Consider the following 26,962-nt stretch of genomic DNA (forward strand, 5'->3'; position numbering starts at 1 on the left):
ATTTCGGGCGGCCCAGCCGCCCCGCCGGTGCGGTGAATCTTGCCGCGAGCCACGCTCGGGAGGCCGGAGAAACAAGGCCCTCAGTTTTTCTGCCCAACCCCACGCCGACCCGATCGGCTCTGACGCCAGTACTTTAGGCCCGGCAGGAAGAACGTCGCTGCCGAGGTCAGGCCGAACAGTGTCAGCCCGTATTCGCAGCCGTGGCGCTGCATGTAGGCCATGACGATCGCGGTGGCGAACATCGCGGCGGCATGCACATAAAAGGCACCCGAGAGGATGCCTGCCTTGACGACGAAGACCATCCCACAGATCAGGCCCAGCGCAGGTGAGAGGGTCAGCACGGGCAGACCGAGTTCGCTCTCGACCCAAAACAGCATCATCACCGCGACAACGCTGCCTCCCCACACGTGAGCAATCTGCCGTTCGACCGCGGTGACAGGCCCGGCCCGGTGACGGAGTTTCCAGAAGATTGGTGCCCAAACGCCTAACGCCCCGCCCCACAGCAGCACATACGGTGTGGTTGTCTGCATCGCGCTCCACTCGGGCTGACGCACCAGGAACCAATTCGTGACGCCGCAGATAAAGAGCAGCACGGCGGCGTGCCACATCCACAACAGGCCCCAATTTTCTAACAGCGTCGCATGGTGGGTCTCGCGAAAAACGCGCGCCAGCACCTGGGTAAACTGTCCGCTACGGGCGCTGATCGGGTCTCCGCGCAGGAAGGCATCCAGATCGGCCGCGAGTTCGCCCGCCGACGCGTACCGCAATTCGGACGGTTTTTGTAAGCAGCGCAAAATCATCATCTCGACATCGCGGTCGATGCGGCCGTTGAGCATCCGCGGTGCCACGGGGTCGTTCTCGAGCAGCATCAGCACGGTGTCGACCGGCGAGGCTCCCTGAAACGGGGGCCGACCGGTCACGAGCGCATACAGCAGGGCCCCTAGGCTGTAGACGTCGCTCAGCGGCCCCACTTCGCCCCGCCCGCCCGTAGCCTGCTCGGGAGCCATGTACGACGGAGTGCCAAGGATCGCGCCGGTGTTGGTGAGCTGCGCCGTCGAGGCGTTGTCGGTCGTGAGGCGTTTGGCTAGGCCGAAGTCGGTGACGTGAACGCGCCCCTCGCGATCAACCAGGATGTTCGCCGGCTTCAGGTCGCGGTGGATGATGCCGCGCTCGTGGGCGTATTGAATCGCTCGGGCGACATCGCGTACTAGTCGGACGGCTTCGCGATCGTTCACCGGACCTTTGGCGAGCCGCTGCGCGAGAGTTTCCCCTTCCACAAACGGCATGCTGAAGAAGAGCTGCCCGTTGTGCTCACCGACCTCATAGATCGGAACGATGCCGGGGTGCTCCAGCCGCGCGACCGATTCCGCTTCGCTGCGGAAGCGTTTCTGATCTTCTGCCGAGGCCAGGGCCCCACGCAGGATGAGCTTGACGGCGGTCGATCGCCCCAGGCTTTGTTGGCTCGCGCGGTACACGATCCCCATGCCACCGCGGCCCACCTCGTCGCGCAGCTCGTAGTCGCCCAGCCGATAGGGGAGCGTGAGCTCTTGCGCGGGGCCCGGAGCAATGCCCGCCTCGTTGTCCAGCTCAAGGGTCGCCGAGAGGGTTGCTACGGCGCTGGTGACCATCAACGCGCCCCACAGGTCGCGGATGTCATCCGCGAGCTCGGGGTGGGTGGCGCACAAGCTCTCGGGTTTCGAGAGATCGCCCGACTCCGCGGCTTCGGTCAGCTCGTCGAGCAGTGTCGCGAGCTGGGCTTCGGCGGCTTCGGCCATGACGACAAAGAATTAGAGGACCAAAAGGGAGCATAGAGCGGGGAGGGCTAGAGCGGGGAGGGGAGCAGGCAGCCCCCCCGGATTGCCCCTCAAGTTGGACCGCAAATCGGTGGCGCTATTTCACCACAGGTGCCGATTCATTTGTTGCCTTCGTTGGTCGGCTGCTCGTCCTCAAGAAACGTTCGGAGCCGACGCATCGCCCGTAGGTGTCGCATGCTGGCCGCCTGGGCCGACAGGTTCAGGGCGACCGCCACTTCGGTGTTGCTCAGCCGCTCGAAGTGCCGCATGACGATGATTTCTTGGTCTTGGGGATCGAGTTGGTCGCACGCCTCTTGGAAGCGCCGCTGGAGCTCGCGCCATGTGGCCGCCGCGGCGGGGGTCAGCTCGCGATCGCTGAGCTGCACCGCCAGATCGATCGCCGACTGCTCGTCTTTGCTGGCAGCGTTGAGCGGTTGCTCGCGGTCCATGCTCCGCCGAGCCGCCACGCGGTGCCGGCGATGAGCGTCGATCAGCCGATCCTTGGCCATCTGCCTGAGCCACAAGTGAAACGGCATGACCGGATTCTTCAGGTAATCGGTCAGGCGGCGGTTGGCCTCGATCAGCACGTCTTGGACGATATCGCTAGCATCCACGCGCCGCTCCAGCACCCGATCCATCCGCAGGTCGATCATCCGGCGGATCGCTTCGCGATGGCGATCAAACAGACGATTGCGGGCGTCGGGATCGCCGCCGCGGACGTTATTGAGGAGCTTCTCGGTGTCGTCAGAACGTGGCCACATAGGGGCGACACCGGGGCGGAAAGTGAAACTTCGGGCAGGCAGTAGCTAACGAAGCGGCGCAAAGGCTATCGGAGGTAGGCGCTGCACGAGCTGTATGAAGTCAGTATCGACCGCTGGCACTCGAGTGACAACGCCTGCGGGACCCCGAATTTTAGGCAAGTTGCCTCAAGTGCGAGGAATCTGGGGTTGTTGGCGATTGCGCGCCGCTGATAAAAGCCGCCGCAATCACGTGCCGGGGTGGCGTTTCGCCCGCGGCCCGATCCTTCAGCCAGCTAGGCAGCCAACGCCAATGCGTCATGCCCCGCCTAACGCCGCAACAGCGGCTTGTCGGTACCTCACTCTGTCGATCCTGCTCGGTGTTGCCGGCGCTGCCGGCGCTGCGGACCAACGCCTGACCGATGGTTGGACCCCTTCGGGTCGCACAGCCGGCGAGCGCACCCGATCGGTGCAAGACGCCGACCAGCGCGCTGAGGTGGAGGGCCCACGGGCGCTGCTCATCCGCAACGCGGATAGCGATCCGGGGGCTCCCCCCTACGCCTTGGCCGACGAGTTCGGCCGCGTGCGGCGCTACGTCGAGCCAACGCCGGGGGTCGATCTGGAACGCTTTGTCGGCACACAGGTGCGGGTCCGTCACGATACCGGCAAGACCTTGCTCGCGACGCAGCTCGATTTGCCCGATCGGTTGGAGCCGCTCGCCAGCACAACGCGTGAAGAGCGTCCCGCTCGTTTCACGCCAGCGCGCGACGCCGAACGGCTTCAGCCGCTACGCCGCGACCGCGTGCGACGCGTGCAGTTTGCCGAAGAGACTCCAACCGAGGCCGACGATCCGATTGTGCTGGAAGAACTCATCGGCGATGCGGCCAAGCCGGCTGATGACCTACCGGCGCCTGCCCGTGCTAAATCAAAGCGTCAGCTGGAACCGATCCCGACCGACTCCTACGATGGTCCCTTCGATCATTACGAGGGTGAAGTGATCATCGACGGCGAGGACTACGCGCACAGCGACTATCAACACGGGCGAGGTCGCTACACGGCCCCGATCGTCGATTACGACAGCCCCTCCTGCGATTGCGACAAGTGCCGCGGCTCTCGGCAGGTGCTGGCACCGGCAACGTGTCGCACTTGTGGCGGGGGAGGGTGGTGCGGCCCGTCATGCAACCCCGCATCGCGGCGAGGCCTGTACGGCCGAGCCGAGTACCTGCTGTGGTGGTTCGACGGCATGGATACCCCCCCGCTTGTGACGCGCAACACGGAACCGAATCGCCCCGATCTCGCTTCTCCCGGTACGCAGGTGCTTTACGGTGGAGAATTGCTCGATGATGCGCGTAGCGGGCTCCGATTTACGCTCGGTGCGTGGCTCGATGATCAGCGTGACTTCGGCATCGAGGGGGACTACCTCTTTATGGAAACCGAGTCCGAGTTCTACTCCGCCGGCGATCCGGACGGCGACGGCATCGTTTCGATCGGTCGGCCGTTCTACGATATCGCGCCGATTATTGGTGGTATTCCCTCAACGCCGCGTCAGAACGTGCAGTTGGTCACCCTGCCAGAGGTGGTCGGTGGCACCGTGGGTGTGGCGGCGCGCAGCGAGTTCGAGTCTGTCGGCATCCGCCTGCGAACCGGCATCTGCTGCCGCGAGGTCGGCTGTGGCGGCTGCAATAGCTGCAGCAGCTGTGGCCCGATTAACAGCGGCGGGGGCAGGCCGACGGCGATCAGCCGGATCGATTTCATCGGCGGCTATCGCTACACGAGCCTCGACGAGTTTCTGAGCTTCAGCGAGAACGCAACGCTGCTCGACAGTGAGCAATCCCTCACGCTCAACGAATCGTTTGCGGTGGATAACGACTTCCACGGCGTCGATCTGGGGTTTGTCTACGAGTGGGAGTCCCGGCGCTGGGCGTTGGAACTGTTGAGCAAGATCGCGCTGGGCGTAACCGACCAAGAGGTGCGCATCAACGGCACGACCACTTCCAACGGCGTGACAAGCAACGGCGGTTTGCTCGCACAATCGACCAACATCGGCGTCTACAGCCGTGACCAGTTCAGCGTCCTCCCGGAGCTCTCTGCGCGGTTGGCCTATCGGATCACGCCCCGGTTACGCGCCTCGGTGGCCTATTCGCTGTTGTTCTGGTCGAACGTTGTCCGGCCGGGTGACCAGATTGACTTCTCGGTCGATTCGCGCGTGATCGAGCCGGCGATCGGGTCGCCCGACACGTATCGGCATCCGAACTTCGCGTTCAATGACACGTCGATCTGGGCGCACGGGTTCAATTTCGGGCTGGATTACCAGTACTGACTCACCGGCGTCTGCGGACGCGAGCGGTCTTTAGGCGGTTCCCCGCCAAAGCTTCGCGCCCCGCACAATCGGCACAAGTTGCCCCGACGGCGCAGCCGATACGGTCGATACAGCCCCCACTCTCTGCGTGCACGCGCCCTCATCGGCGCCAGCGCTGCTAGCAACGAGGTCTACGGATCATGCGTCGTCCCCACCAACGTCGTCTGCGTCTCGAGTCGCTTGAGGGACGCCAGATGCTGGCTTCCGATCTCGGACAGATTGTTGGAACCGTGGCGCTCGACCTGTCGGGCGACATGGTAACCGTGGGCTCAGCACCGGTCGGTTTGACCGTTGAGCTGTGGCGTGACAACGGCGATAGCGTCTTCAACGCCGCCAGCGATACGTTCGTTGATGATGTGAACACCGGGGCCGGCGGGGCCTACAACTTCGATAACCTGATCGAAGGCAACTACTTCACCCGGGTCAACCTGACCGGCAACAACCCCGATGGCCGGCTGACACGCGCCTCAGGCGGGGCGGTGAACAGCGTCTCGTCGCTGATCGCGCTCGACGCCACGGAGGTGATGGGAAGTCTGAATCTTACCGTCGATTCCTTCGCCACGGCTGCGACCGCGGCGGCGTCTTCGGCAGGCCCCACCACAGGAACCAGCGTTGATACGGCAAACGCCGGCGACGCGGGGGTCCGCGACATGTTCGTGCAGATCACCGGCGGGACAGGCACGGTTGACTTAGTGTCGAACTTCCTTACGGACAACGTACTCAATCTGAGTAACACTGGGAGCGCAACAGGATCGGCCAGCGTTGTTTGGGATGGCACTGACGGATCCGCAACCACGATCAATCCAAGCGGGCTATCTCTCGACTTGCTGAACGGCGGAGCAAACGACGCGCTGAGCATTGTCGCCTCTTCCGACAAAGCGGTTGATCTTGTTGTCCGGCTCTATAGCGGGGCTGGAAATATTTCTACGGCGACGGTTCCAGTCGTAGATATTGGCGACGCCGCCATCGACGGCGATCCAGGCGAAGAAATATCAATCGCCCTCAACTCGCTCAACTTTGTCACGACGTCGGGCACGGGGGCAGACCTTTCCAACGTGGGGGCGATTGAGCTGTTCATTGACTTCAGCTCGGAAGCCCTCGACGCGCAGTTTGGATTGATTGGCGTTGTTGGCTTCACGACCGAAACCGCAAACCTTGCCGTTTACCCCTCGCTCGCTCTCGGCAACCAGGTATGGGTCGAGGTCGGTACCGAAGACTCGATGTTCATGGCGGGCGACGTGCCGCTCAATGGCGTCGCGCTGACGCTGTACGAGGACACCGATGGCGACAACGACCACACCGACGAAACCCCGCTGGCAACCACCACCACCGCAGGCGGCGGCCTCTATCAGTTCACGGGGCTGCTGCCGAGCGATTACATCGTGCAGGTCGATGCGGCGAACTTCACTAGCGGGCCGCTCTTGGGCCGAATGACGAGCACCTCGAATCAGTCGGGAGGCCTGGCGCCCGACGTCGACAATGCTCCCTTCGATAACAACAAGGATCGCGGCACGGCCGCCGGTGATGGCAGCGTTGTCTCGCGCACCGTGACTTTGGTGGGCGGCGCTGAGCCTGCCGCGGGCGTCGATGGCGATGGAACCGATGGCAATCAGCTGGTTGACTTTGCGTTTCTGGCACCTGACATCACGGTCACCAAGGACGACGGAATCCCGCCCACGGGTTCGGCCAGTGTCGGTCAAAACATCACCTACACGATGGTTGTCACCAACAACGGAAACAAACAAGCGACCGGTGTGACGCTCACGGACACCTTGCCGGCCGGCCTGACCTTCGTCTCGGGTACAACGAGCGTCATCGGCCAGTCGGTCATCGGCAGCTCTGCCAGCCAGACCGTCACCTCCAACCTGGGGACGCTGGCCATTGGTCAATCAGAGACGATCACGATCTTAGCGGCGGTCGGTGCCACAGCGGCCAACCCGTTCCGCAACAACGTGTCGGTCTCGACGCCCGGCGATATCAACCTGGCCAACAATGCGGCTCTGGTCGATACCCCCGTGGTGCCGACGGTTGATTTAACGATCACCAAAGAGAACACGACGGGCGGGACGGTTGAACTGAACGAGATCGTCACGTTTGAGCTGGTCGCACGCAACGCGGGTCCCTCCGACGCTTCGTCGGTGCGAGTCGTCGATGATCTGCCAACCGGTCTAACCTATCTCGACACGACCGCCGGGCCGCAGCCTGTGGTGTCGGCAACCGCGACGGGAACCCAGCTGGTCTATAACCTGGGGGCCCTCGCGAACAATGCCACGCAGACGATCCGCTTCCGCGCGCAAGTCGTGGATGACACGCCGGCCCGTTATACCAACGACGCCCGGGTTGAGCTGCTTTCGACCACCGAGGTGGAGAACGACGTGCTGCCCAACCTGGACGACGCCGACGTCGTGATCCAGCGCCAGCCGATTAGCAAGCGCGCGTTCCTCTCGACCAGCATCGCCTGATCGCGGACGCATTCGGTAGGTCGATTTAACGCACCCGCCGCGCGCGGAAAAACTCACGCAGGATCTCTCCGCACGGCTCGGCCAACACGCCGGCTGTGACGTCAACACGGTGGTTGAGCCGCTCGTCGGTGAGCAGTTGATACAGGCTCTGCGCGGCACCCGCTTTGGGATCGATGGCACCGTACACTACGCGTGGCACGCGTGCTTGGACGATCGCTCCGGCGCACATCGGGCACGGTTCGAGCGTTACATAGAGCGTGCAGCCTTCGAGCCGCCACGCACCGAGCGACTCCGCCGCCTGCGTGATGGCAATCATTTCGGCATGGGCCGTCGGATCGCGGAGCGTTTCGCGCAGGTTGTGCGCCGCGGCGATGATCTCGCCCCGGGAGACAATCACCGCCCCCACGGGGGCCTCCCCCTCCGCCGCCGCAGCGCGCGCCTCGTCGAGCGCGCGCTGCATGTAGAGCTGGTCATCGAGGGGATCGAGGAGCATCTTTGGCCGTTAAAGGTTTGTCGTGGTGCAAGGGGTAGGTGAGAGCGCCGCGGTGTGTGGCGCAGGAGATTCTTTAGTACGCAGAACGCCGGCTTTGAAGCCGTTGTCTATCGACTACGGCTGACCGTTTGCCTCGTGCAAGAAGAACGCATTCGCCATGCGTAGGTACTCCTCGAGCGGCGGGAGGCCGACCTCCGCGCGGAGCGTGTCAACCCGCTGCGGATCGGCGAGTGGTTGCGGGGCTAAGCGGCCCTCTTGCATATGCAGTTGTGTGCCGTAGCGCTGTGGCTTGCCTTGGCCGACGGCGATGCGGTCTTCCAAATAGGCCAGCTCTTGCGGGGCGACGCTCTCGTCGCTGGCGGCGCGCATGAGTTCGAGGCAACGTTCCTGAAAATCGGGGCGAAGGTCCGCGTGCTGCACCAGCAGCCACGCACAATGAGCGCCACGCTGGCCAACGAGTTGCGTCGAGGGCCAACCGCGCTCTGCGACAATCCCTTCCAGCCAAGCGGTGTTCTCTCTGTCGATCGCGGTGCCGACCAGCTGAATTGTGAGCGCAGCGGCTATCGCGTGGTGCTCGATCGGCAGCACACCACCCGAGAACTGACTGCGGATGAACTGATCGCGTTCGTAGCGGGCGACAAGTTCCGCTAACAGCTCGGTATCGACCGGGTTGGCCGATGGTGGTGCCGCGACGCCAAGCGTGGTGGCTAACAAGAGACTCCCCAGCGGCAGCAGGCGCAGGTGGCGAGGCATAAAGCGCGTCCTGATTGGTGAGTAAACGCGAGGAGCTTCAGCTCGCGGCGATCACGGCGCTGGCCGCTTCGCACACGGCAACGGCGGCGTCGCGCTCGGGGGCCTCAGCGATCAGCCGCACGATCGGCTCGGTGTTGCTGGCCCGTACCAGCAGCCATTTCTTTTCGTGCGGCCAGTCGAGCCGCAAGCCGTCAAGCCGATCAACCTCGGCACCGGCGAACTGCTTCTGCAGCTTGCTCAGTGTCGCTTCGAGTCGCTCCGGGGCCAAGGTCGCCTTGGTCTTGTGGATCGCGTACTGGGGGAGCTCGTCGGCGAGTTCGGCCAGCGGCAGGCTGCGCGCGGCCATCGCGTCGAGCACCATGGCCATGCCGACAAAGCTGTCGCGTACCAGCACCACCTCGGGATGAATCACCCCGCCGGCACCCTCGCCGCCGAGCACGGCCCCGCTGCGGAGCATCGCATCGACCACGTTCGCTTCACCGACCGCTGACTGGGTGAACGGCACGTTGTAGCGCTCGGCCAAGTCACGCGTCACGCGGCTGCTTGAGCAGTTCGAGACGATCGGCCCCGGACGCTTGCGCAGTTGGTGATCGACACACAGCGCGAGCGTCAGTTCTTCGCCCAGGTAGCGGCCTTCGCCATCGATGATTGCCAGCCGATCGGCGTCGGGGTCTTGGCAGAAGATGGCGTCGTAGCCCCCTTCGATCGCCTGATGCGCGACATCGGCCAGATTGCCCTCGGTGGGCTCAGGCGGGTGAGCGAACTGCCCGTCGGCGCTGCACCCCAGCACGCACACATCGCAGCCGAGACGTTCCAGCAACTTGCGGCCCAGCACGCAGCCCGAGCCGTGGTTCGAGTCGAGCAGCACGCGGAACCCGTGCGAGCGGATCCGCTCGGTATCGACAATCGCTTCGACACGCCGGAGGTGCTCGCTGAGCGAGTCCGTCAGCACATGGAACGCGCCCAGGTTCGCGTGGTCGGCGTAGGCGATCTGGCCGGAGAGGTAGCGGTCTTTGACCTCTTGGCCGGCGGGGCCCGGGATGATGCGTCCGTCTTCTCCGAAGAGCTTCAGCCCGTTGTACTCGGCGGGGTTATGGCTGGCGGAGATCTGCACCCCGCCGACGCAGCCCTCGCTCTGCACAAGAACGCCGGCCGTGGGGGTTGCCGCCACGTCGGCGTCCAGCACGTCGCGGCCTGCCGCGGAAATGCCGGCCCGCGCCGCCTGAGCGATCATCGGCCCGGTGCTGCGGCCATCGCGCGTAACGAGCACTTTGCCCCGCGGCAGCATGGCCGCGAAGGCGGCGACATAGCGGGTGGCAATCTCGGGGGTTAGCGTCTGTCCGATTACGCCGCGTAGCCCCGAAACGCTGATGATGGGCTGGTCCATGGTACGGCTCTTCAAGCAAGGGGCACGGGCAAAAGATCGTTCGACACACTTTGTACTTATCTTATACCCCGAGTGCCTTGAGGGGGCGCGGTGGGTAGACTAGCGGGTATGGATCACCGTCGCCAATCACGTCGAGACTTTCTCCGCGGCCGCTCTGCGCTGGGTGCCGCTGCGGATCTGATCGGCTCCGCGATCGACACCGCAGCCGATGCGATCGGCAACGTTTTCCCCGAATCGCCTCCCCCCGCCGCGCTGCCGCGCCACACCGAGCAGCGTATCGTCACGCTCGCGCGCAGGGCGATGGCATGCGAGTGGGAGCTGCGGCTGGTGGTGTCACGCGAACAGAACGAGACCACGGCCGGCATGGCGGCGCTCGACTTGGTCGAGCGACTCGAGGATCAACTCACCGTCTATCGCGACGACAGCGAGCTGATCGATATTAACCGAAACGCCGCAGCGACCCCCTGGCCGGTCGAGGCCCGGCTGTTCGAGCTGTTGCAATTGGCGGGCGAACTCTACGACGAGACAGGCGGAGCGTTCGATCTGACGAGCGGACCGCTCTCGCAGGTGTGGGGCTTCGCGCAACGCGCCGGCGTTCTGCCTCAAGAAGACGCTCGGCTTGCAGCGTTGCAACAGGTGGGATGGTCCGACGTGATGCTGGATCCTGCGGAGCGCACGCTTCAGTACCTGCGGGAAGGGATCGAGATCAACGTCAACAGCATCGGCAAAGGCTACGCCCTGGATCGCGCCGGTGAGCTGCTGAGCGAACGCGGTGTTGAGGCCAGCCTGATGCACGGGGGGACAAGCACGCTGCTGGCGCGGGGGGTGAACCCCCTGGCCGAGGGCGCTGGCTGGGAAGTCGGCCTGGGCGATCCGACCCAGCCGGACCAGCGCTTGGCAAAGTTCGTGCTGCGGGACGAGGCGTTTTCGACCTCGGGTTCGGGCACGCAATTCTTTGAGTATGAGGGGCGACGTTACGGTCACTTGATCGATCCGCGCACCGGTTGGCCGGCGGAGGGGCTACATTCCGCGTCGGTGATCGCACCCACCGCGGCCCAGGCCGACGCACTCTCGACCGCCTGCTATATCTTGGGTGTTGAGGGGACGGCCGAGCTGTGCGAGCGCCGCCCCGACTTGTGCGCGGTGCTGCTGGCACCGGCGACCGACGCCGACGGTGCTCCGTCGGTCAGGATCCACGCCTTCAACTTTCAGCGAGCAAGGCCGAACGAGCCGCATCCGTTTCGGGAGGGCGTCGAGGTGCTCAGCGGCGGATGTCGTTAAGGTCCGAAGGTGGGCATGGCTCGCGGACGGGGGGGGAGCCCTGGTCTGCCAGCGTTTTCTTAGCGGCGAAGAGTGGAAACGATCCCGCCCCAACTTCGGACGCTAGCGGCCCGCTGGGCAAGCTCAGACCTCTCCCGCTGTCCCCCGCGATTTTTTAAGGGGTTTCCCCGTTTTGTCGCCGGTTCGAGCGGTTTAGCCCGAGGCGCTGCACGGCAGAACGCTGGGCCGGCCGGTACTGCCTTGGCGATTGCCTAGCTACAATTCGGTGCTCTCCCCCCCGCTCTTGCCGCAGTGGCTGCCCGGCTCTTGCCGCAACGGGCAGAAGCGGGGCGACCAGCCCCCGAGCGTTGACCCTCCGCAATTACACCCCCCGATATCGTGCTCGACTATCTCGTAAACCATCTTGGGTACTTGGGGATCGTCGCGTTCCTGGCGCTGTGCGGTTGCGGCATTCCGGTACCCGAAGAGGCCCCGCTGGTGCTTGCCGGGGTGCTCAGCTCGCAGGGCACGCTGAAGCCTTGGCTCGCTTTTTCGGCGTGCCTGTCCGGAGCGTTGCTAGGCGACTCGATGATGTACTTTATCGGTCGGCGCTTGGGGCATAGTTGGCTGACGCAGCACAAGTCGGTCGCGCGGTTTATCAACGCCGACAAAGAAGAGATGTTTGAGCACGCCGTCGGCCGACACGGCTTCAAGGTGTTGCTGCTGACGCGCTTCTTGGTGGGGGTGCGCGGGCCGGTGTACTACGCCGCGGGAGCAGCGAAAGTGCCCTACCTGCGATTCTTGCTGTGGGACTTGGTCAGCGCAACGTTGGTTGTTGGGGTGGTCTTCGGGCTGGGCTATCGCTTCGGCGAGCCGATCGCCAAGATCATCCACAATGCGGAAGAGTTGCTCACCATCGGCGTGGTGCTGGTGCTGGCGAGCGTCGGATTGTTCTTCCTGTACAAGAGCCAGACCAAGCGGATGGCGGCGGCGCTGCAAGAGATTGCGCAGCACGACGCCGAAGCCGCAGCACGCGAGAAGGCCGAGTCAGGGGGTGTCGCGCACGCCGACGCCGCGGCCGACTTCGACGATAGCCACGAAGAAGACCAAGACTCCGACGAGCCGAACGCAGCGGGCCGAAGCCGCAGGCAACCGACAAGCGCAACGCCGCCCAAGTCGATTTCTGAGCGCTAGCGTAGCGTTTCGGGCTTGCTATAGCCGCAAAAGCGGTGCAAAAGCGGTAACGAGGATCGCTAAGCCAACCGTTGACGGTTCGGGAATCGTCTGCGTCGCGGGCGTGAGTTGTGCGCCGAGGGCGTCGCGCCAGACGGTGTAGTCGCTCACGTCGACCAGGCCGTCGCCGGTGCCATCGGCGGCGAGTTGTGGGCCGGTGGCACCATACTGCTGCTGCCACAAGTATTTGTCGAGCGGATCGACACTGCCGCTGCCGTCGTAGTCGCCCGGCGGAGCGAACGCGAAAGTCACTTCGGTCGAACCGTAGCCGGCCAGTGGTGTTCCCGAAGAGGAATCCCCCAAGTAAACCCGGTACGTCGCCTCGTGCGACTGCGAAGCGAAGTTTGTTGCCGCATAGTAGTTGTGCGACATGCGTCCGCTCCACTTCCAGCGAAGCGAGGTGCCCTGTGTGCCGAGGATTGGCGCGTAGCCGTTGGCGTCCACCGGTGCCTGATAGACCTCCAGGCCGGGCGTTGATTGAAGCACCTCGATCCAGATACCGGCACCGGGGGGGAGCGAGATGAAGCCTCCCGCGTTCCAGCCGTATTGCGCGTTGTAAGCCTTGCCGCTGAGCAGGGCGTAGGGGGCCGCCGGATCGAAGGCGTCGGCGGGCAAGAGCGGACGCAGGCGCGGGGTCGCCACCGACGTATCGAGATGCACAACGAGCGATCCCGACTCAAAGAAGATGTCGGCGTGCTTCATGGCGGTTGTTGTGCCGGGTGAGCCGCCGCCGAGTTGCGGGGCTACCAAGGCCGCCCCGGCCGAAGCCGGGGCGACCAACAGATAAATCCAGAGTGCGCTACGCATGACGACGCCCTCCTGCACAGAAGCTCATTACAACGGCGCCTGCCAGCAGCAGCGAAGCGGGTTCAGGGATCGGCGTCGCGGCAAAGTAGAATGTCGCAAAGCCCGAGCCGTAGAGAGGCATTCCGGAACCATCTAACGATTCGACGCCCGTAAGTTCGTCGGCCAAGAAAACGCGATAGCTCGCCTCGTACTCGGTTAGCGCTGGGTTGCTGACGGCATAGGCATGGTGTGTCATCCTGCCGTTCCAGCGCCACGCCGCGCCCCCGACAAACAGGGGCTCGTACGACATTTCGTTGAAGCTCATCCCGCTGGTGATCCAGCTGCGGTCGTACACCTCCAGACCCGGAGTCACAAAGTTGGGTTCAATGAAAACGGCCAGTCCCGCCGGCGGCGCCCAGATGGAATCGGCCACCCAGCCGTACTGAAAGTTGTAGGCCATGTCTTCCAGCACAGCCCACGGCTTGGTCGGATCAAAGGAGTCGGCGGGGTCGAGTTCACGCAGGACGGGGGTCGCCACCATTTCATCGATATGAACCGATAGCGATGATCCATCGAAGTCGATGCCAGCGTGCTTCATGCCAGCCTGCATCATGGGGACTTGGGCACCCCCCATTTGCGGCATAACGGTGGTGCCCTGCGCAGCCGAGGCCAGCACGAGAAGGAGTAGTGTTGAGTTACGTTTCATAATTGTCCCTCACGGGAGTTGAAGTTGCTGAGTTAACGCCGCCCCGGAGTCAGCCGAGAACAGGCGAGAAAGCGCGCACCCCGGCTTCGCTAAAGCTCGGCCGCGGTGTCGGGGTTCCAGCGGTCGAGACGCTCGCCGGGGGCGAACGTCGTTTCGAACGCGGCGGTGGTGACGTGACCATCGACCCACAGGTAGTTGCTCACACCAGCGTGCCGATCGGCAGCGACTTCGGGTTCACCCCCGGTGAGCCAGAAGTGGGCCATCAGGTGGTCCTGCGCTCCCCTGACCTCGGCGAATAACACCGTGCGGCCCGTTGCCGGCACCCGATTGAGCCGCTGATAGGTCGGCCCCGCCTCGTTCCACGGCAAGCCCAGTGCGAACTGCGTTTCGTACGAATCGAGTTCGAACCAAACGTTCTTGCCGTAACTCCACGCCGAGTGCCCGCGGCGGTCGTCCTCGGGGCAGCGGTAAGCGCCGTCGAGGAGGCCCGTGGGATACGCGTCGCGTAGGGAGTCGAACGTGGGGTCGAGTGTCGCCGCGAGGGACCAGGCCCACGGCGCTTCGCCCACGGCGTAGGCCGAGTGTGAGCTGCGCGGGAACCGCCCCTCGTGAGCCTCCAAGTGCAGATGCACCGCGACGCCGATCTCACGGAGTTGGTGCAGACACTTAGCGCGGCGAGCGGCACCTCGGGCGGCCTGAACGGCTGGCAAGAGCAGCGCGATCAGGATCCCTATTACCGCTACGACAACAAGCAGCTCAATCAGCGTGTAGCCGACTCTTTCGTAGGGATTGCGGAGCACTGGATGCCCTCCGCCGCAGGTGAAGTAATCTGCCTCAGCGCAGGCGCTACCAAGGACAGATCACAAGCGGTCAAGAAATCGCACCGCCGGTTTGCAGCCGGGGCAAACTGATGCTTTGCGAAACCGATCTTGCCTCACACACGCCCTTCGGGCGGTGGGGTGTCGGGGCTTTCAGCAAGACGAACAACGAAGAGGGCGCTAACCGGTCCGACGTACTCGACGGACACGTCAGGCGTGATCACCTCGGCAGGCGTCGGCGGAATCAACACTCCGAGCGACAGCCACAGCTCGACCAAGCCTTGGCAAGCCAGCGCACGAATCACCGATACTGCCGGCTTGGCACGAGCAGACGCAGCTGGCATGGATTGGGTTTCAGCAGGCAGTTTCGCCGTGCAGCATGAGGGACGGCTGGCCTTCGTAGAGCAGCACGTTCGCACGGGTGCCGCTTCTGCTTCACAGGGCGGGGCAACTATTGCAGAGCAGGCTTTCACGCCGCGTGTGGAGGCTGCACCTGTCCAGAAGCTTGTATCGAGGCCTGCCCGCACCGCGGTGGCAAGGGCAGCGGCGGGGGGAGTGACCCCTTCACGTCGTGCCCAGGCCAAGCGCTGTGGCAACGTGTGACAGCAGCACTGGCTCCAGCAGTGCTCGGCCGTGCCACAGCCACACGGACACTTCTCGCAGGGGAACCGCTCGGTGGAAGGCACCGTTGAGCGAGAAGTTAACGCGGCCAGCGGCAGCGGCGCTCCGCTAACAAGCAGCAGCGTCCAGCCGGCGAGGAGTGTCGCAATGAGCCGCTGAGCCGTCATCCGCAAGCGTGGTGACTGAATCGCGTGGAAAGGTAAGCAGCGAGTTTACCTGACCACCGACGATGGCGGAGCGCGTGCTTCAGGTGACAGAATGTCACGGCAAGGAGGATTGCGGCCGACGCATCTTCGAGCGAAGGCGTTAGAGCAGAAAAAACGGCAGCCGTCGTCGGGCAGAGGAGCCCGACGACGGCTGTTGGTGTCCGCTTATTTTCAGCAGGTTAGCCTATCGGTCCGCTGGGGGCGGGGATGGCTTACTGCTCGTAAAACAATCTCAGCAACCGCAGCCGGGGGCAGCGGCACAGCTCGGCTCGCAGCCGCAGCTGGGCTCTTCGACGCAGCAGCTGGGCTCGCAGCAGCCGCAGCTGTGGCGATGGAACAGGCCCTTGAGCCCATCCAGCAGACGGCAGCGACGCGGGGCGCAGCAGGGGTCGCAGCAAGCGGCCTCTTCGACGCAGCACGAGGGCTCAGCGGCACAGCAGCTGGGCTCGGCAACGCAGCACGAGGGCTCTTCGACGCAGCAGCTGGGCTCGCAGCAACCGCAGTTGTGGCGGTGGAACAGACCCTTCAGGCCCGACAGCAGACCACAACGCGGGGCGCAGCACGGGTCGCAGCAAACCGGCTCAGCGACGCAGCACGAGGGCTCGCAGCCGCACGAGGGCTCAACCGCGCAACCGCAGTCCGACGCGCAGCCACCGCAGCCGCCCAGCAGACCGAAGCCAAAGGCGTCGGCGCTCGAAGCGCTGCCAAGAGCCACAACCAGGCCCAAACACAAAGACGAAAGTGAAGCACGAACGTTCATCAGCAAATTCCTTAACGAAACGGGGAGGGGATTCACACGGGGCTTCGCCTCCCCGCCAAACGCTGGTCATCTTTGTTTTGAGACCCAGCGAAGTGCGGGACGGCTTGGATCGGCCGAGCAAGCGATGCCCAATCGAGTCCGTCGTTGATATCGGCCCGCCCGCTAGCACGCTTTGGCCAGACGGCCAACTTCGCCCCTCTTTCCCAGACTGCCCGGGGGCTCGGAGGGGTTGTGCCGGTTGCGCTGCCTTAGGCGCTTGCGACGGTCTCGGCGGTGCGACGCCGTTGGGTCAAATCACGCAACGAATCCCACCAGCGATTGTTCCGCCGGTAGGCGTCATCAACCGCATCAATCAACACCGACGGGTCACTCAGTGGCTTGAACAGACAGGCCTCGGCCCCCTGACGCATCGCTTCGATGACCGTCGTTTCGTTGACGAGGCCCGTGAGCATGATCACCTGGATACCCGCATCGAGCGTCTTGATCTCGCTGAGCAGCTGCAGCCCCGAGCGCTGCGGCATATGGATGTCCATGAGGACGATCCGATACTGACCCCGCACGAGCGCCGGGAGTGCCAACAACGGGTCGTTAACGGCTTCGGATTCGTATCCTGCGGCGCGCAGTTGCTCCGCCACTAAACGGGTGATTAGTTGGTCGTCGTCAACATGCATAACCGCCTTGCGATTTGCGAACATAGTTACCTCAACGAAGATCGATTGCGGGGGCTACAGCACGCGGCGGAATTGGGGCCCAGGGGCACCGGCACTCAACTCGTGCGACGCCACAAAGTTGGTTTATGGAGTGGCCCTAGGCGTTTGTATTCGCGAACGGGCACGGTTATCCGTCCGACGGTTTCCCGAAGGACCGCCCGAGAACGGGGCCTAATCGCAGACTTTCGCCCGATGAGGGAGCCCCCGAAATGCCAGGGGCCCCTGGGCCGAGCGGGTACCGAAGCGGATCAGAGCGAGCCGCTGTTCAAATTGCGCGCACGGGGTTAGCGTGCCGTGCCGACCGCGGGGCTCTCGATGTCGTCGGTATCAGCGACGGCCCCGATCCGATCCTTACCGACGTAAGGGCGGAGCGCCTCAGGCACGAGGATCGTCCCGTCGGCCTGCTGGCAGTTTTCCAGGATCGCGATGATCGCTCGGCTGCAAGCGATCGCGGTCCCGTTGAGCGTGTGGACGAAGTGGGTCCCCTTCTCGCCCGCCTTTTTGTACCGCACGTTCAGCCGGCGTGACTGGTAGTCGGTGCAGTTGCTCGTGCTGGTGACTTCGCCATACTCGCCGGCGGTGCCGCGACCGGGCATCCAGGCTTCGAGGTCGAACTTGCGATACGCCGGCCCGCCCAGGTCTCCCGAAGCGATATCGAGCACGCGGAACGGCAACCCCAGGCCGTTAAACAGCTCGCACTCCAGATCAAGGAACATGTTGAGCATGTCCTCGCTCTGTTCGGGGGTGGTGAACGCGAACATCTCGATCTTGGTGAACTGATGGACTCGGTACAGTCCCCGGCTGGCCCGGCCCGCCGCGCCGGCCTCGGTGCGGAAGCAGTGGCTGATGCCGCACAGCTTGATTGGCAGCTGCGACTCATCGACGACCTGGCCGGCGTAGAGTCCGCCCAGCGTGATCTCGGCCGTGGCGACCAGATTCAGGTCGTGGTTCTCGACGCTGTAGATCTGGGTCTCAGGGCCGCGGGGGATGAAGCCGACCCCCTGCAGGATCTCGCCGCGGGCGAGGTCCGGTGTTGTTAGCGGGGTAAAGCCTTCGCGCATCAGCAGATCGAGCGCGTAGCGTTGCAGCGCGAGCTCGAGCAGCACCCCCTCGTTCTTCAGGAAGTAGAAGCCGTGCCCCGAAACCCGCGCTCCCCCTTCAAAATCGACCAAGTCGTGTTGCGCTGCCAGATCGACGTGGTCCAGCACGGGGAAGCTGAACCGTGGCGGCTGGAGTTCGCCCCGCCGGATCTCGCGGCTGGCGCTTTCGGCTCCGACCGGCGACTCGGGGTGCGTCATATTGGGCAGGCTGCGGAGGATTGCCTCTGACTCGGCCCCGAACCGCTCAACTTCGGCCTGCTTCCGCTCTTTCTCTTCGCGCAGCCGGCGGCCTTCTTCCTTGCGTGCCTCGCGCTCGCTGTCATCTTTGGCTTGGCCGATGGTCTTGCTGACAGCGTTCGCTTGGCGGTTGAGTTCCTCGGCCTCTTGCTGCAGGGCCCGACGGCGGGTTTCCAGCTCGACAAAGCGGCCCAGGTCGGCTTTCACGCCGCGTGCGACGCAGTTCTTTTGAACGGCTTCCGGGTTCTCAAGAACGAAGCGGGTGTCGAGCATGAGGGGAGCAGTTGGTGCGAGAGAGGGAAGTAGCGACGGCCGAACCTACGCGCGAGCGCTCAAGCCTGGCGGCTGAGCGTGTTCCACAACGCCGCGCTGGCGGTGATGCCCCGATGGAAGTCGTCGAGGTTGAATTTTTCGTTCGGGCTATGGGTGTTGTCGTCATCGCGTCCCCAGCCCAGCAGCAGGACGTCGGCGTTTAGCAGGCGCGCAAACGTGTTGACGATCGGTATGGATCCGCCTTCGCGGATGAACACGGGGGGTGTGCCAAAGCCGTGTTCAATGGCCGCCGCCGCCGCCGCCATGTAGGGGCTCTCCAGCGGGAACACGACACCGGGGGCGCCGTGATGATCGACAATCGTCAACCGGATTCCGGGCGGCACCAGTGGCTCGAGCAGCGTGCGCAGCCCCGCCGAGACTTTCTTCGGATCTTGATTGGGGACCAGACGGAAACTCACTTTGGCTCCCGCGCGGGCGGGCAGCACGGTCTTGGCCCCTTCGCCCTGATAGCCGCTCCACAAGCCGTTGACATCGCACGTCGGCCGCGCCCAGCGACGCTCAAGGGTGCTGTAGCCCGCCTCGCCCCAGACGCCCGCGACCCCCAGCTGCTTCTGGAAACCTTCCTGGCTGAAAGGCAGCCGCGCGAACTCGGCCCGCTCCGCGTCGCTCAGCGGAATGACATCGTCATAAAATCCGTCCACCTGTATCCGACCATCGGCGTCGGTCAGTGCCGCAATGAGTTTGGCGAGCGTGTTGGCCGGGTTCGTTACGCCACCACCGAAGGTGCCCGAGTGCAAGTCCTGCTTCGGCCCCTCGACGAGCAGCTCATAGTACGCGATGCCGCGCAAGCCGTAGGTCACCGCCGGCACGCCGGGGGCAAACTGCGAACTGTCGCTGACCACCACCACGTCGCAGGCCAATCGCTGGCGTTCACGCTCGACAACGGCCTCGAGATGCTCGCTGCCGACTTCCTCTTCGCCCTCGATGACGTACTTCAGTTGGATCGGCAGCTTGCCACGCTCCGCGAGCACGGTGGCTGCGCTGAGCACGTGCGTCAGCATCTGTCCTTTATCATCCGTCGCGCCGCGGGCGTAAACGCTGCCATCGCGGACGGTGGGTTCAAAGGCCGGGGTGATCCACTCTTCTAATGGATCGGGGGGTTGGACGTCGTAATGGCCGTAGACCAGCGCAATCGGGGCACCGGGCACGGGGGGCGACTCGGCGTAGATGATCGGGTTGCCCGGTGTCGAGAGCCGCGAGACGGACAAGCCCATCCCTTTCAGCTGTGCCTCGACCCAATCCGCGGCCCGTGCGATATCTGGCTTATGGCGTGAGTCAGCGCTCACACTGGGGATCCGCAGCAGCTCAAAGAGTTTTGCTTCGTGTTCTCCGCGACGTGACGCGAACACGGAGCTGTCCAGCGGGGCGTTGGGTTCGGGGGGCACGAGGGGGAGCTTGAACAGAAGGTCGAAAGGCGGATGCGGGCGTGGCCGCCAGCGAAACCCGCGAATATACTCACTTGAGAACCGCTTCACCAGCACGCCGCCGCGCAGGGGGGCGGGGCTTCAGCGACGCCCGCGCCCGGCGAAAACAGGTATCCGAGACCGCTTGCTGCTGAGCGTTAACTGCCGATAGCCCCCCCAAAAAACCGCTTCCGGGCCTTCGGCAGCGGTGGAACATTTTTAATATGGACGACCCTTCTGAACCGTCGGACAACGAGCCCGGCATGACCGTGGTGGTGGCCCCCCGTCGCGCACGTGCCGCGAAGTCCACCGAGCGTCGGGTCCCCCGCTACCACGTCATCCTGTGGGACAGTGAGGACCATACCTTTGAGTATGTTCAGCAGATGCTCCGCGAGCTGTTTGGGCATTCTTCCCAGGAATGCGTGAAACTCGCCAAGCAGGTGGACGCTGAGGGCCGGGCGGTGGTGCTCACGACCACGCTTGAGCACGCGGAGCTCAAGCGTGATCAGATCCATGCCTTTGGCAAGGACGAGGAGCGAGGGACCGCCGGTTCGATGTCGGCTTCGATCGAAGCCGAGTGAGTCGTCGCTCGTGCGGGTGACGACCCAGCCCGTCAGCGCCCATGCTCGTCAGCGCTCATGCCCTCAGCTCAGCTCAGCACTGCTAACCGTCGGGCCATTGGCGGCAATACTCGTAGAGCGCCATGCAGGTGGCTGTCGCGGCATTGTAGCTGTAGGGGAGTCCCCAAACGGGGATCTCGATCGTTTCGTCCAGCACCGCGAGCGCCTCATCGGGAATGCCCGAACGCTCGTTCCCGATCACCAGCGCCGTGCGTCGCGGGAAAGCGTAGTGGTGCAGGTCTTGCGAGTCGGTGGTTTGCTCCAGGCCAACCAGCTGATACCCCTGCTGCCGCAGGTCTTTGAGCACCGGCGTAAGCGAACGGCGGCAAACGAGCTCGACCGACGAGGACGCGTCACGCGCAATCTCGGGATCGAGCTTCATGGGTCGCCCTGTCGCGATAATCGGCGAGACCGCACAGCAACCGGCCGCCCGGGCGATCCGCGACAGGTTTACGTTCGAACGCAGCGGCGCGCAGACGATGACCAGCTCGCGCGGCTGGGCGAGCGCGCGCGGCGGGCGATGACGGACTTGCTCTGACGTCAAAGGGGGCGGGGGGGGTTGGGGGACAAACGGAGGTTGTCGCTTCATCGTGGCGATTCGGACGCCGGTGTCCAGCTGTGCGACCGAATCGCCGATGCCCCTGACAGGCCTGTCCTGGCGACCCGGATCGCCTCAGCCTAAGCTGACGCCCATGTCGCCTCGGATCGCCGCTGCGTTGGGACTCGCCCTTGCCTGCTTTGCCGGCATTGTGTGGGTCGTTGCGCGGGGCCAGCTCCCCCCCGCCGAGTTCACCTTCAACAACGACACCGAGATCAAGTCGCTTGATCCGGCCATTGTCACGGGGCAGCCTGAAGGACGGATCATCGAGGCCCTGTTCGAGGGACTCGTCCGCCTGGGGCCCGAGAAACGCGAACCACGCCCCGGCATCGCCGAGAGCTGGACCCTCTCAGACGACGGCCTGACCTATACGTTCAAGCTCCGCAAGAACGCGGTCTGGTCCAATGGCGAACCGATCACTTCGCAAGACTTTGTCTACAGCATGCGGCGGTTTCTCGATCCGCTAACGCTGGCGGAGTACGCCTACCAGGCTTGGTACCTGAAGAACGGCGAGCGATACAGCCGGGCCGCCCGCAGCCTGGCGGTGGGCGATCCGGTAGAAGTCGAGCTGCACGAAAGGACGCCGGGCGCTCGCGAGTACGCCCGCGGGGTGGTGCTGCGTGGCGAGCTGATCGAGATCGAAACCGACGCCGACGCGTCGCAGGCCGATCTGGCGGACCCCGCCAAGTACGTCGAGCTGAGGACGTTCGTTGTTGAGAGCGAGGGTCGCTCTCGCCGGTTTCGTGTTGGCGAGCCGGGCGCTGCGCGCGCCGGTGCCGACTCGTGTCGGCAGCTGCTCCTCGACTTTAGCGAAGTTGGTTTCCGAGCAGTCGATCCGTACACCATCGAGATGGTGCTCGAATCTCCGACCCCCTACTGGCTCCAGCTGGTCGGGTTTTATCCGCTCTGGCCGGTCAACCAAGCGTGCGTCGAAACACACGGCCCGCTTGATTGGACCGAGCCCGACAAGATCGTGACGAACGGCCCTTTCACGCTTGAGTTTCGCCGCATTCGCGATCGGATGCGGCTGCGCAAATTCGCTGACTACTGGGACGCCGATGACGTGCGCGTGGAGACCATCGATGCCCTTGCGGTCGAGTCGCTTACCACGCAGTTCAATCTGTACGAGACCGGCAAGTGTGACTACATCACCAAGGTCTCGCCGATCACGGCACGTGAGCTTGTCAAAGCCGATCCGCCGCGGAAAGATTTTTTCCCAGCGCCGCAGTTTGGCACTTATTTCTACTCAATGAACGTCACGCGGCCCCCGCTGAACGACGCGCGTGTCCGGCGGGCGTTGCTGCTGTCGATCGATCGCACAGAGATCATCGCAACCGCCGGCTCGATCGAGACGCCCGCCTTTTCCTTCACGCCCCCCGGCATCCCGGGATACGATCCGCCGCGTTGTGACGACACGAATCTTGCCGAGGCGCGGCGGCTGTTGGCCGAGGCCGGCTACCCGGGGGGCGAAGGCTTTCCCAAGATCGAGATCCTCTACAACTTCGAGGAGCAGCATCAAACGATCGCCGAGTTGGTCCGCAAGCAATGGCGACGGGGGTTGGGCATCGACGTCTCGACTCGGAACGAGGAGTGGCAAACTTTCCTTTCCAGCACGCGTCAGCTCCAGTTCGATCTTTCACGCCGGGCGTGGATCGGCGACTACCTGGACCCCAACACGTTCCTCGACATGTTCGTAACCGGGGGTGAAAATAACCAGACCGGCTGGGGCAACGAAGAGTACGACCGGATCATCGACGCCGCCAAGTACGAGGGCGACCCCGCGCAGCGCTTGGCGATGCTCGCCCGCGCGGAAGAGATCCTGATGACCGAGGGTCCGCTGATCCCGATCTTCTTCTACGCGACCCGCTATCTGGTGAAACCCTACGTGAAGGGATTCTTCTACAACGTACAGGATACCCACCCGCTGCGCTACATCCGGATCGATCGGGGAGGCGTCTCCCGTTGATCGGTTTCATCGCTCGCCGACTTGTCTGGATGCTCATCACCCTGTGGGTGGTGTTCACGCTCTCGTTCTTCTTGATGCGCGCCGTTCCCGGTGGCCCCTACGCCAGCGATCGACAGCTCGAACCCGAGATCGAGGCGAACATTCGCCGTGAGTTCAATCTCGATAAGCCGCTGTACGAGCAGTACTGGCTCAAATTGAAACAGGTGGCGTCGGGCGACCTTGGCTCTTCCACCAAGATCCGCACGCCCGTCAATCGGATCGTGTCCGAGGGGCTGCCGGTCTCGGGTGCGCTGGGCTTGTTGGCGCTGGCGATTGCCTTTGCGATCGGGCTGCCCGCCGGGATTATCTCGGCCGTCGCACGGGGGACCTTCGCCGACGTGGCGTTGATGTCGATCGCCACGATCGGCATCGCTTTGCCGAACTTTGTCGTCGCGGGCTTCGCGATCATCCTGTTTGTTTTTGTGCTGGAATGGCTCCCCGCGGCGGGCTGGGGATCGCTCGAACAGCTCGTGCTGCCCGCCTTCTGCTTGGGAGCCCCCTACGCGGCCTACGTCGCCCGCATCGCCCGGACCGGCATGTTGGACGTGCTCTCGCAAGACCACATCCGCACCGCGCGAGCCAAGGGTTTGGGGCCGTTGTCGGTCGTCCTGCGGCACGCCCTGCCAACGGCGATGCTCCCCGTGGTGTCGTTTCTTGGTCCCGCCGTGGCGGGCATCATGACGGGCTCGCCGGTTGTTGAGCAGATCTTCGCCATTCCGGGACTCGGTTGGCACTTTGTGCAATCGGCCATCAATCGTGACTACCCAATGGCGATGGGCCTCGTGCTGCTCTACACGGGGCTGCTCTACACGATGAACCTCCTGGTTGATCTCAGCTACGGACTGCTCGATCCTCGCGTGGAATGGGACTGAGCGGTATGCGACGGTTTGATCACAAAAAATGGGTTGTCGCTCGCGCGGGAGGGATCGTATGACAACGCCTCCTCTCAACGCCAAACGAGCCGGTGTGTCGCTCACGCAGGATGCGATCCGTCGGCTGTCGAAGAATCTGACGGCGATGATCTCGTTCGCCGTGCTGGTTGTGGTGGTCGGTCTGGCGGTGCTCACGCCGCTCTTGCCACTGCAGCCTCCTGATCGCGACCTAACGGCCCAGATGTTCGCCGAGCCGACGGCGGAGCGCCTCTTTGAGAAGACGTTTAATTTCGATCCGCAGGTGAACGCCGTCGCCCGCGAGCGGTTGCCGGCGGCCTTGGAGAAGCGCGGCGTTCGGCAGGCTGAGCTCAAGTCGCTGCTGGCCGACGCCAAGCGCACGCCCGAGGCGGAGAGCCAGTCGCGGCGCAACCTGCGTCAGGCCGAGGCCGCGATTGTTGCGCTCGAGCAGCGCGCCTACGCCTCGGTGGGCTACCCACACCTCGGTCCCCTCTCGCGTTGGATGGTGCGTACGCGTCACGCGCTGTTTGGCGAATGGCAACTGGCAAGCGTGTGCGGACGCGACAAGCTCGGTCGCGACCTGTTGAGCCGCATCTTTTGGGGGGCCAGGGTATCGCTGATCGTGGGCGTTGTTGCGACGCTCGTGTCGCTGGCAATCGGCGTCACCTGGGGATCCGTCGCCGGCTACGTCGGCGGGTCGGTCGATAACCTGATGATGCGCATTGTCGATGTGCTCTACAGCGTGCCGTTCGTGTTCCTCGTGATCTTCTTGATCTCGATCCTCAGCGAAGATCGCGTCAAAGACGCGCTGGCGGGCTACGGCATCGATCGGATCACGATCTTCTACTTTGTAGTGGGGGCCATCTACTGGCTGACGATGGCCCGCGTTGTGCGGGGTCAGGTGGTTAGCCTGCGAAACGAGCCGTTTATCGAGGCGGCCCGTTCGATCGGCGTTTCGCAAACCGCAATCATCTTTCGGCACATCGTGCCGAATCTGTTGAGCATTGTGGTGGTGTACCTAACGCTCACCATTCCGCGCGTGATCTTGTTCGAGGCGTTTCTGTCGTTCCTCGGTCTGGGCGTTGAACCGCCGGATGTCTCGTGGGGATTGCTGGCCAACGAGGGGATCCAGGTCATTACGCCGATCAAGATCTACTGGTGGCTGATCTTGTTCCCGAGTCTGGCGATCGGCGTCACGCTGTTCGCGCTGAACTTCCTGGGCGACGCCATTCGCGACGCGTTCGACCCGCGTCTCAAGGGGCGCTAAGCTCTCGCCCAAGCGCGGACTCGGTAGCGGCGCGGAACGCTTTACGACTTGGGCGAAGTTGCGTTACTCGGTCGGCAGCAGATCTTGCGTGATGGCCACCAGCGATGGCACCCCGGTGCGTAGCGACTCACGCGCGTCGGGGTAGTACTTTGCTGAGTGCAACGACGGGGGGCCGCCCGCCTGCCGCTGCAGCTCGGCAAGCCGTGCGGGGGCGATGGTTCCCAGCCGGAACATACAGATCGGCGTGCCGGCGCGGCCGTAGCGGCTGAAGTCTTCGGCCCCCATGGAAGGTTCCCCCTCCGAGACGTTCGCGTCGCCCAGCGTTTGGCGGAGCACGCCGGCGACCCGCTCTGTCAGCTGCGGATCGTTGAACAACGAGGGCGTTCCTTCGCTGTAGTCGATCTGGGGCTCGGGGGCGTCTGCCGAAGCGGCCGCGGCGAGCGTCTTGCGCAGAATCGCCGCCTTTAGCTGGGCGCGTACCGTGGGAGAGTAGCTGCGCACTGTGAGCTGGAGCACGCACTCGTCACTGATGATGTTGTGCTTCGAGCCCCCGTGGATCGAACCGACCGTTACCACGGCGGGCTCGGTCGGCTTGATCTCGCGCGCGACGATCGTTTGCAGATCGAGCACAAGCCGAGCCGCGATCACGATCGGATCGATCGTGGTTTGGGGAGCGGCACCGTGTCCGCCGCGACCGCGGACCGTGATGTCGACCGAGTCGACATTCGCCCCGACAAACCCCGGACGAACTTGGACGGCCCCCGTGGGCAGGTCGTTGCCGACGTGGATCGCGACGGCGTAATCGGGCCGAGGAAATCGGGCGAAGAGCCCGTCGGCAAGCATTGCCTTGGCACCCTCGCCGAGCTCTTCGGCGGGCTGGGCGATCACAACCAGTTTGCCCTGCCAGGTGTTTTGGTACATGGCAAGATAGCGGATCGCTCCCAGCAGATTCGTCATATGGAGGTCGTGCCCGCAGGCGTGCATGACACCAACAGTCGCCCCGCGATTGTCTTGTGTCTTGACGTCCGAAGCGAACGGCAGCCCGGTCTCTTCGACGATCGGCAGCGCATCCATGTCGCAGCGCAACATGAGCGTTGGGCCGGAGCCGTTTTCTAGTACGCCCACCACCCCCGTGCCGCCTACACCCTGGGTAACGGCGAAGCCCGCCTCACGCCAGGCTTCAGCCAGTTTTACGGCGGTGGCGTTCTCTTTCAGGGAGAGCTCGGGCGCGGCATGCAGCTCTTGGTAGAACACCTCGAGGTGCGGCAAATTCTTGTCGAGCCAATCTTGCATCTCCTCGGCCTGGGCGCCGATCACGGGTGCGAACAAGGCGACGAAAGCAAGCAGCGTGCGGGCCATGGCTTACTGAGGGGGGATAAGGCAGTGCGAGATGGTGAGCCAGATCGGCCCAGCGTTAGCGTTACC

22 protein-coding genes are annotated in these 26,962 nt (G+C 64.1%); 8 read left to right on the top strand and 14 right to left on the bottom strand.

Annotated elements, in window-relative coordinates; translation table 11 throughout:
- Nucleotides 1-80 precede the first annotated feature (80 nt).
- Complete coding sequence (locus Pla111_RS04380) at nt 81-1,775, bottom strand: serine/threonine-protein kinase (protein ID WP_146571794.1); 1,695 nt, start codon at nt 1,773-1,775, stop codon at nt 81-83.
- 137 nt (nt 1,776-1,912) lie between these two features.
- Nucleotides 1,913-2,554: a sigma-70 family RNA polymerase sigma factor gene (locus Pla111_RS04385; RefSeq protein WP_146571796.1), complete on the bottom strand. Its 642-nt coding sequence runs from the start codon at nt 2,552-2,554 to the stop codon at nt 1,913-1,915.
- 289 nt (nt 2,555-2,843) lie between these two features.
- Here Pla111_RS04385 and Pla111_RS04390 point away from each other — a divergent pair, with 289 nt between their 5' ends.
- Complete coding sequence (locus Pla111_RS04390) at nt 2,844-4,850, top strand: BBP7 family outer membrane beta-barrel protein (RefSeq protein ID WP_197524746.1); 2,007 nt, start codon at nt 2,844-2,846, stop codon at nt 4,848-4,850.
- 179 nt (nt 4,851-5,029) lie between these two features.
- Nucleotides 5,030-7,351, top strand: coding sequence for a DUF7507 domain-containing protein (locus Pla111_RS04395; RefSeq protein WP_146571800.1), 2,322 nt, complete (start codon nt 5,030-5,032; stop codon nt 7,349-7,351).
- 25 nt (nt 7,352-7,376) lie between these two features.
- Here the strand turns inward: Pla111_RS04395 and tadA are convergent, their stop codons facing one another.
- The 3 genes from tadA to glmM all read right to left on the bottom strand — a co-directional run bounded on the left by tadA (nt 7,377) and on the right by glmM (nt 9,984).
- Nucleotides 7,377-7,844, bottom strand: coding sequence for a tRNA adenosine(34) deaminase TadA (gene tadA, locus Pla111_RS04400; RefSeq protein WP_146571802.1), 468 nt, complete (start codon nt 7,842-7,844; stop codon nt 7,377-7,379).
- Between the two features lie 114 nt (nt 7,845-7,958).
- Nucleotides 7,959-8,597 (bottom strand): DUF6624 domain-containing protein, encoded by a 639-nt coding sequence (locus Pla111_RS04405; protein WP_146571804.1) that lies wholly within the window; start codon nt 8,595-8,597, stop codon nt 7,959-7,961.
- 37 nt (nt 8,598-8,634) lie between these two features.
- Nucleotides 8,635-9,984 (bottom strand): phosphoglucosamine mutase, encoded by a 1,350-nt coding sequence (glmM, locus tag Pla111_RS04410; protein WP_146571806.1) that lies wholly within the window; start codon nt 9,982-9,984, stop codon nt 8,635-8,637.
- A 108-nt stretch (nt 9,985-10,092) separates the two neighbouring features.
- On the opposite strand from glmM, the gene Pla111_RS04415 reads away from it, so the two are divergent.
- Nucleotides 10,093-11,265, top strand: coding sequence for an FAD:protein FMN transferase (locus Pla111_RS04415; RefSeq protein ID WP_146571807.1), 1,173 nt, complete (start codon nt 10,093-10,095; stop codon nt 11,263-11,265).
- Between the two features lie 378 nt (nt 11,266-11,643).
- Nucleotides 11,644-12,438 carry a DedA family protein gene (locus Pla111_RS04420; protein WP_197524747.1) on the top strand — a complete coding sequence of 265 codons (795 nt, stop codon included), beginning with the start codon at nt 11,644-11,646 and terminating at the stop codon, nt 12,436-12,438.
- 18 nt (nt 12,439-12,456) lie between these two features.
- Here Pla111_RS04420 and Pla111_RS04425 read toward each other — a convergent pair whose 3' ends face one another.
- The 7 genes from Pla111_RS04425 to Pla111_RS04460 all read right to left on the bottom strand — a co-directional run bounded on the left by Pla111_RS04425 (nt 12,457) and on the right by Pla111_RS04460 (nt 20,139).
- On the bottom strand, nt 12,457-13,284 hold the full coding sequence (locus tag Pla111_RS04425) for a hypothetical protein (RefSeq protein WP_146571811.1): 828 nt from the start codon (nt 13,282-13,284) through the stop codon (nt 12,457-12,459).
- Complete coding sequence (locus tag Pla111_RS04430) at nt 13,277-13,969, bottom strand: hypothetical protein (RefSeq protein ID WP_146571813.1); 693 nt, start codon at nt 13,967-13,969, stop codon at nt 13,277-13,279. Before Pla111_RS04430 ends, Pla111_RS04425 begins: the two co-directional genes overlap by 8 nt.
- Before the next feature lie 89 nt (nt 13,970-14,058).
- The gene (locus tag Pla111_RS04435) at nt 14,059-14,769 is read right to left on the bottom strand and encodes a type II secretion system protein (RefSeq protein WP_146571814.1); all 711 of its coding nucleotides are present in this window, start codon (nt 14,767-14,769) and stop codon (nt 14,059-14,061) included.
- A gap of 134 nt (nt 14,770-14,903) precedes the next feature.
- Nucleotides 14,904-15,131: a hypothetical protein gene (locus Pla111_RS04440; RefSeq protein ID WP_146571816.1), complete on the bottom strand. Its 228-nt coding sequence runs from the start codon at nt 15,129-15,131 to the stop codon at nt 14,904-14,906.
- A 1,491-nt stretch (nt 15,132-16,622) separates the two neighbouring features.
- Nucleotides 16,623-17,069 (bottom strand): response regulator, encoded by a 447-nt coding sequence (locus Pla111_RS04450; RefSeq protein WP_146571820.1) that lies wholly within the window; start codon nt 17,067-17,069, stop codon nt 16,623-16,625.
- Nucleotides 17,070-17,368: 299 nt separating this feature from the next.
- Nucleotides 17,369-18,694 carry a serine--tRNA ligase gene (gene serS / locus Pla111_RS04455; protein ID WP_146571822.1) on the bottom strand — a complete coding sequence of 442 codons (1,326 nt, stop codon included), beginning with the start codon at nt 18,692-18,694 and terminating at the stop codon, nt 17,369-17,371.
- A gap of 59 nt (nt 18,695-18,753) precedes the next feature.
- A complete protein-coding gene (locus tag Pla111_RS04460) occupies nt 18,754-20,139 on the bottom strand; it encodes a dipeptidase (protein WP_231930729.1) in 1,386 nt (461 codons plus the stop codon).
- A 242-nt stretch (nt 20,140-20,381) separates the two neighbouring features.
- Between Pla111_RS04460 and Pla111_RS04465 the strand changes: the two genes are divergently transcribed.
- Nucleotides 20,382-20,738 carry an ATP-dependent Clp protease adaptor ClpS gene (locus tag Pla111_RS04465; RefSeq protein ID WP_231930730.1) on the top strand — a complete coding sequence of 119 codons (357 nt, stop codon included), beginning with the start codon at nt 20,382-20,384 and terminating at the stop codon, nt 20,736-20,738.
- Between the two features lie 82 nt (nt 20,739-20,820).
- Here the strand turns inward: Pla111_RS04465 and Pla111_RS04470 are convergent, their stop codons facing one another.
- Nucleotides 20,821-21,321 carry a TrmH family RNA methyltransferase gene (locus tag Pla111_RS04470; RefSeq protein ID WP_231930732.1) on the bottom strand — a complete coding sequence of 167 codons (501 nt, stop codon included), beginning with the start codon at nt 21,319-21,321 and terminating at the stop codon, nt 20,821-20,823.
- A 148-nt stretch (nt 21,322-21,469) separates the two neighbouring features.
- Between Pla111_RS04470 and Pla111_RS04475 the strand changes: the two genes are divergently transcribed.
- From Pla111_RS04475 to Pla111_RS04485, 3 genes are read left to right on the top strand one after another with little or no spacing between them, the layout of a single operon-like run.
- Entirely contained in the window at nt 21,470-23,341 is a 1,872-nt protein-coding gene (locus Pla111_RS04475) for a peptide ABC transporter substrate-binding protein (protein ID WP_197524748.1), read from the top strand.
- Nucleotides 23,338-24,252 (top strand): ABC transporter permease, encoded by a 915-nt coding sequence (locus tag Pla111_RS04480; RefSeq protein ID WP_231930734.1) that lies wholly within the window; start codon nt 23,338-23,340, stop codon nt 24,250-24,252. The genes Pla111_RS04475 and Pla111_RS04480 overlap by 4 nt, the downstream gene beginning before the upstream one ends.
- Nucleotides 24,253-24,310: 58 nt before the next feature.
- Entirely contained in the window at nt 24,311-25,537 is a 1,227-nt protein-coding gene (locus Pla111_RS04485) for an ABC transporter permease (protein WP_197524749.1), read from the top strand.
- Nucleotides 25,538-25,600: 63 nt separating this feature from the next.
- On the opposite strand, the gene Pla111_RS04490 is transcribed toward Pla111_RS04485, so the two are convergent.
- Nucleotides 25,601-26,896 carry an amidohydrolase gene (locus Pla111_RS04490; RefSeq protein ID WP_146571829.1) on the bottom strand — a complete coding sequence of 432 codons (1,296 nt, stop codon included), beginning with the start codon at nt 26,894-26,896 and terminating at the stop codon, nt 25,601-25,603.
- Nucleotides 26,897-26,962: the final 66 nt, after the last annotated feature.

This window comes from Botrimarina hoheduenensis (assembly GCF_007859815.1).
Classification (GTDB): domain Bacteria; phylum Planctomycetota; class Planctomycetia; order Pirellulales; family Lacipirellulaceae; genus Botrimarina; species Botrimarina hoheduenensis.

What these genes read in the sequence shown, in the direction of transcription:
- Pla111_RS04405 (WP_146571804.1), bottom strand. Translation starts at nt 8,597, where the DNA reads ATGCCTCGCCACCTGCGCCTGCTGCCGCTGGGGAGTCTCTTGTTAGCC.
- Pla111_RS04380 (WP_146571794.1), bottom strand. Translation starts at nt 1,775, where the DNA reads ATGGCCGAAGCCGCCGAAGCCCAGCTCGCGACACTGCTCGACGAGCTG.
- Pla111_RS04390 (WP_197524746.1), top strand. Translation starts at nt 2,844, where the DNA reads ATGCGTCATGCCCCGCCTAACGCCGCAACAGCGGCTTGTCGGTACCTC.
- Pla111_RS04425 (WP_146571811.1), bottom strand. Translation starts at nt 13,284, where the DNA reads ATGCGTAGCGCACTCTGGATTTATCTGTTGGTCGCCCCGGCTTCGGCC.
- Pla111_RS04430 (WP_146571813.1), bottom strand. Translation starts at nt 13,969, where the DNA reads ATGAAACGTAACTCAACACTACTCCTTCTCGTGCTGGCCTCGGCTGCG.
- Pla111_RS04395 (WP_146571800.1), top strand. Translation starts at nt 5,030, where the DNA reads ATGCGTCGTCCCCACCAACGTCGTCTGCGTCTCGAGTCGCTTGAGGGA.
- Pla111_RS04440 (WP_146571816.1), bottom strand. Translation starts at nt 15,131, where the DNA reads ATGCCAGCTGCGTCTGCTCGTGCCAAGCCGGCAGTATCGGTGATTCGT.
- Pla111_RS04485 (WP_197524749.1), top strand. Translation starts at nt 24,311, where the DNA reads ATGACAACGCCTCCTCTCAACGCCAAACGAGCCGGTGTGTCGCTCACG.
- glmM (WP_146571806.1), bottom strand. Translation starts at nt 9,984, where the DNA reads ATGGACCAGCCCATCATCAGCGTTTCGGGGCTACGCGGCGTAATCGGA.
- Pla111_RS04465 (WP_231930730.1), top strand. Translation starts at nt 20,382, where the DNA reads ATGGACGACCCTTCTGAACCGTCGGACAACGAGCCCGGCATGACCGTG.
- Pla111_RS04490 (WP_146571829.1), bottom strand. Translation starts at nt 26,896, where the DNA reads ATGGCCCGCACGCTGCTTGCTTTCGTCGCCTTGTTCGCACCCGTGATC.
- serS (WP_146571822.1), bottom strand. Translation starts at nt 18,694, where the DNA reads ATGCTCGACACCCGCTTCGTTCTTGAGAACCCGGAAGCCGTTCAAAAG.
- tadA (WP_146571802.1), bottom strand. Translation starts at nt 7,844, where the DNA reads ATGCTCCTCGATCCCCTCGATGACCAGCTCTACATGCAGCGCGCGCTC.
- Pla111_RS04415 (WP_146571807.1), top strand. Translation starts at nt 10,093, where the DNA reads ATGGATCACCGTCGCCAATCACGTCGAGACTTTCTCCGCGGCCGCTCT.
- Pla111_RS04385 (WP_146571796.1), bottom strand. Translation starts at nt 2,554, where the DNA reads ATGTGGCCACGTTCTGACGACACCGAGAAGCTCCTCAATAACGTCCGC.
- Pla111_RS04475 (WP_197524748.1), top strand. Translation starts at nt 21,470, where the DNA reads ATGTCGCCTCGGATCGCCGCTGCGTTGGGACTCGCCCTTGCCTGCTTT.
- Pla111_RS04450 (WP_146571820.1), bottom strand. Translation starts at nt 17,069, where the DNA reads ATGTTCGCAAATCGCAAGGCGGTTATGCATGTTGACGACGACCAACTA.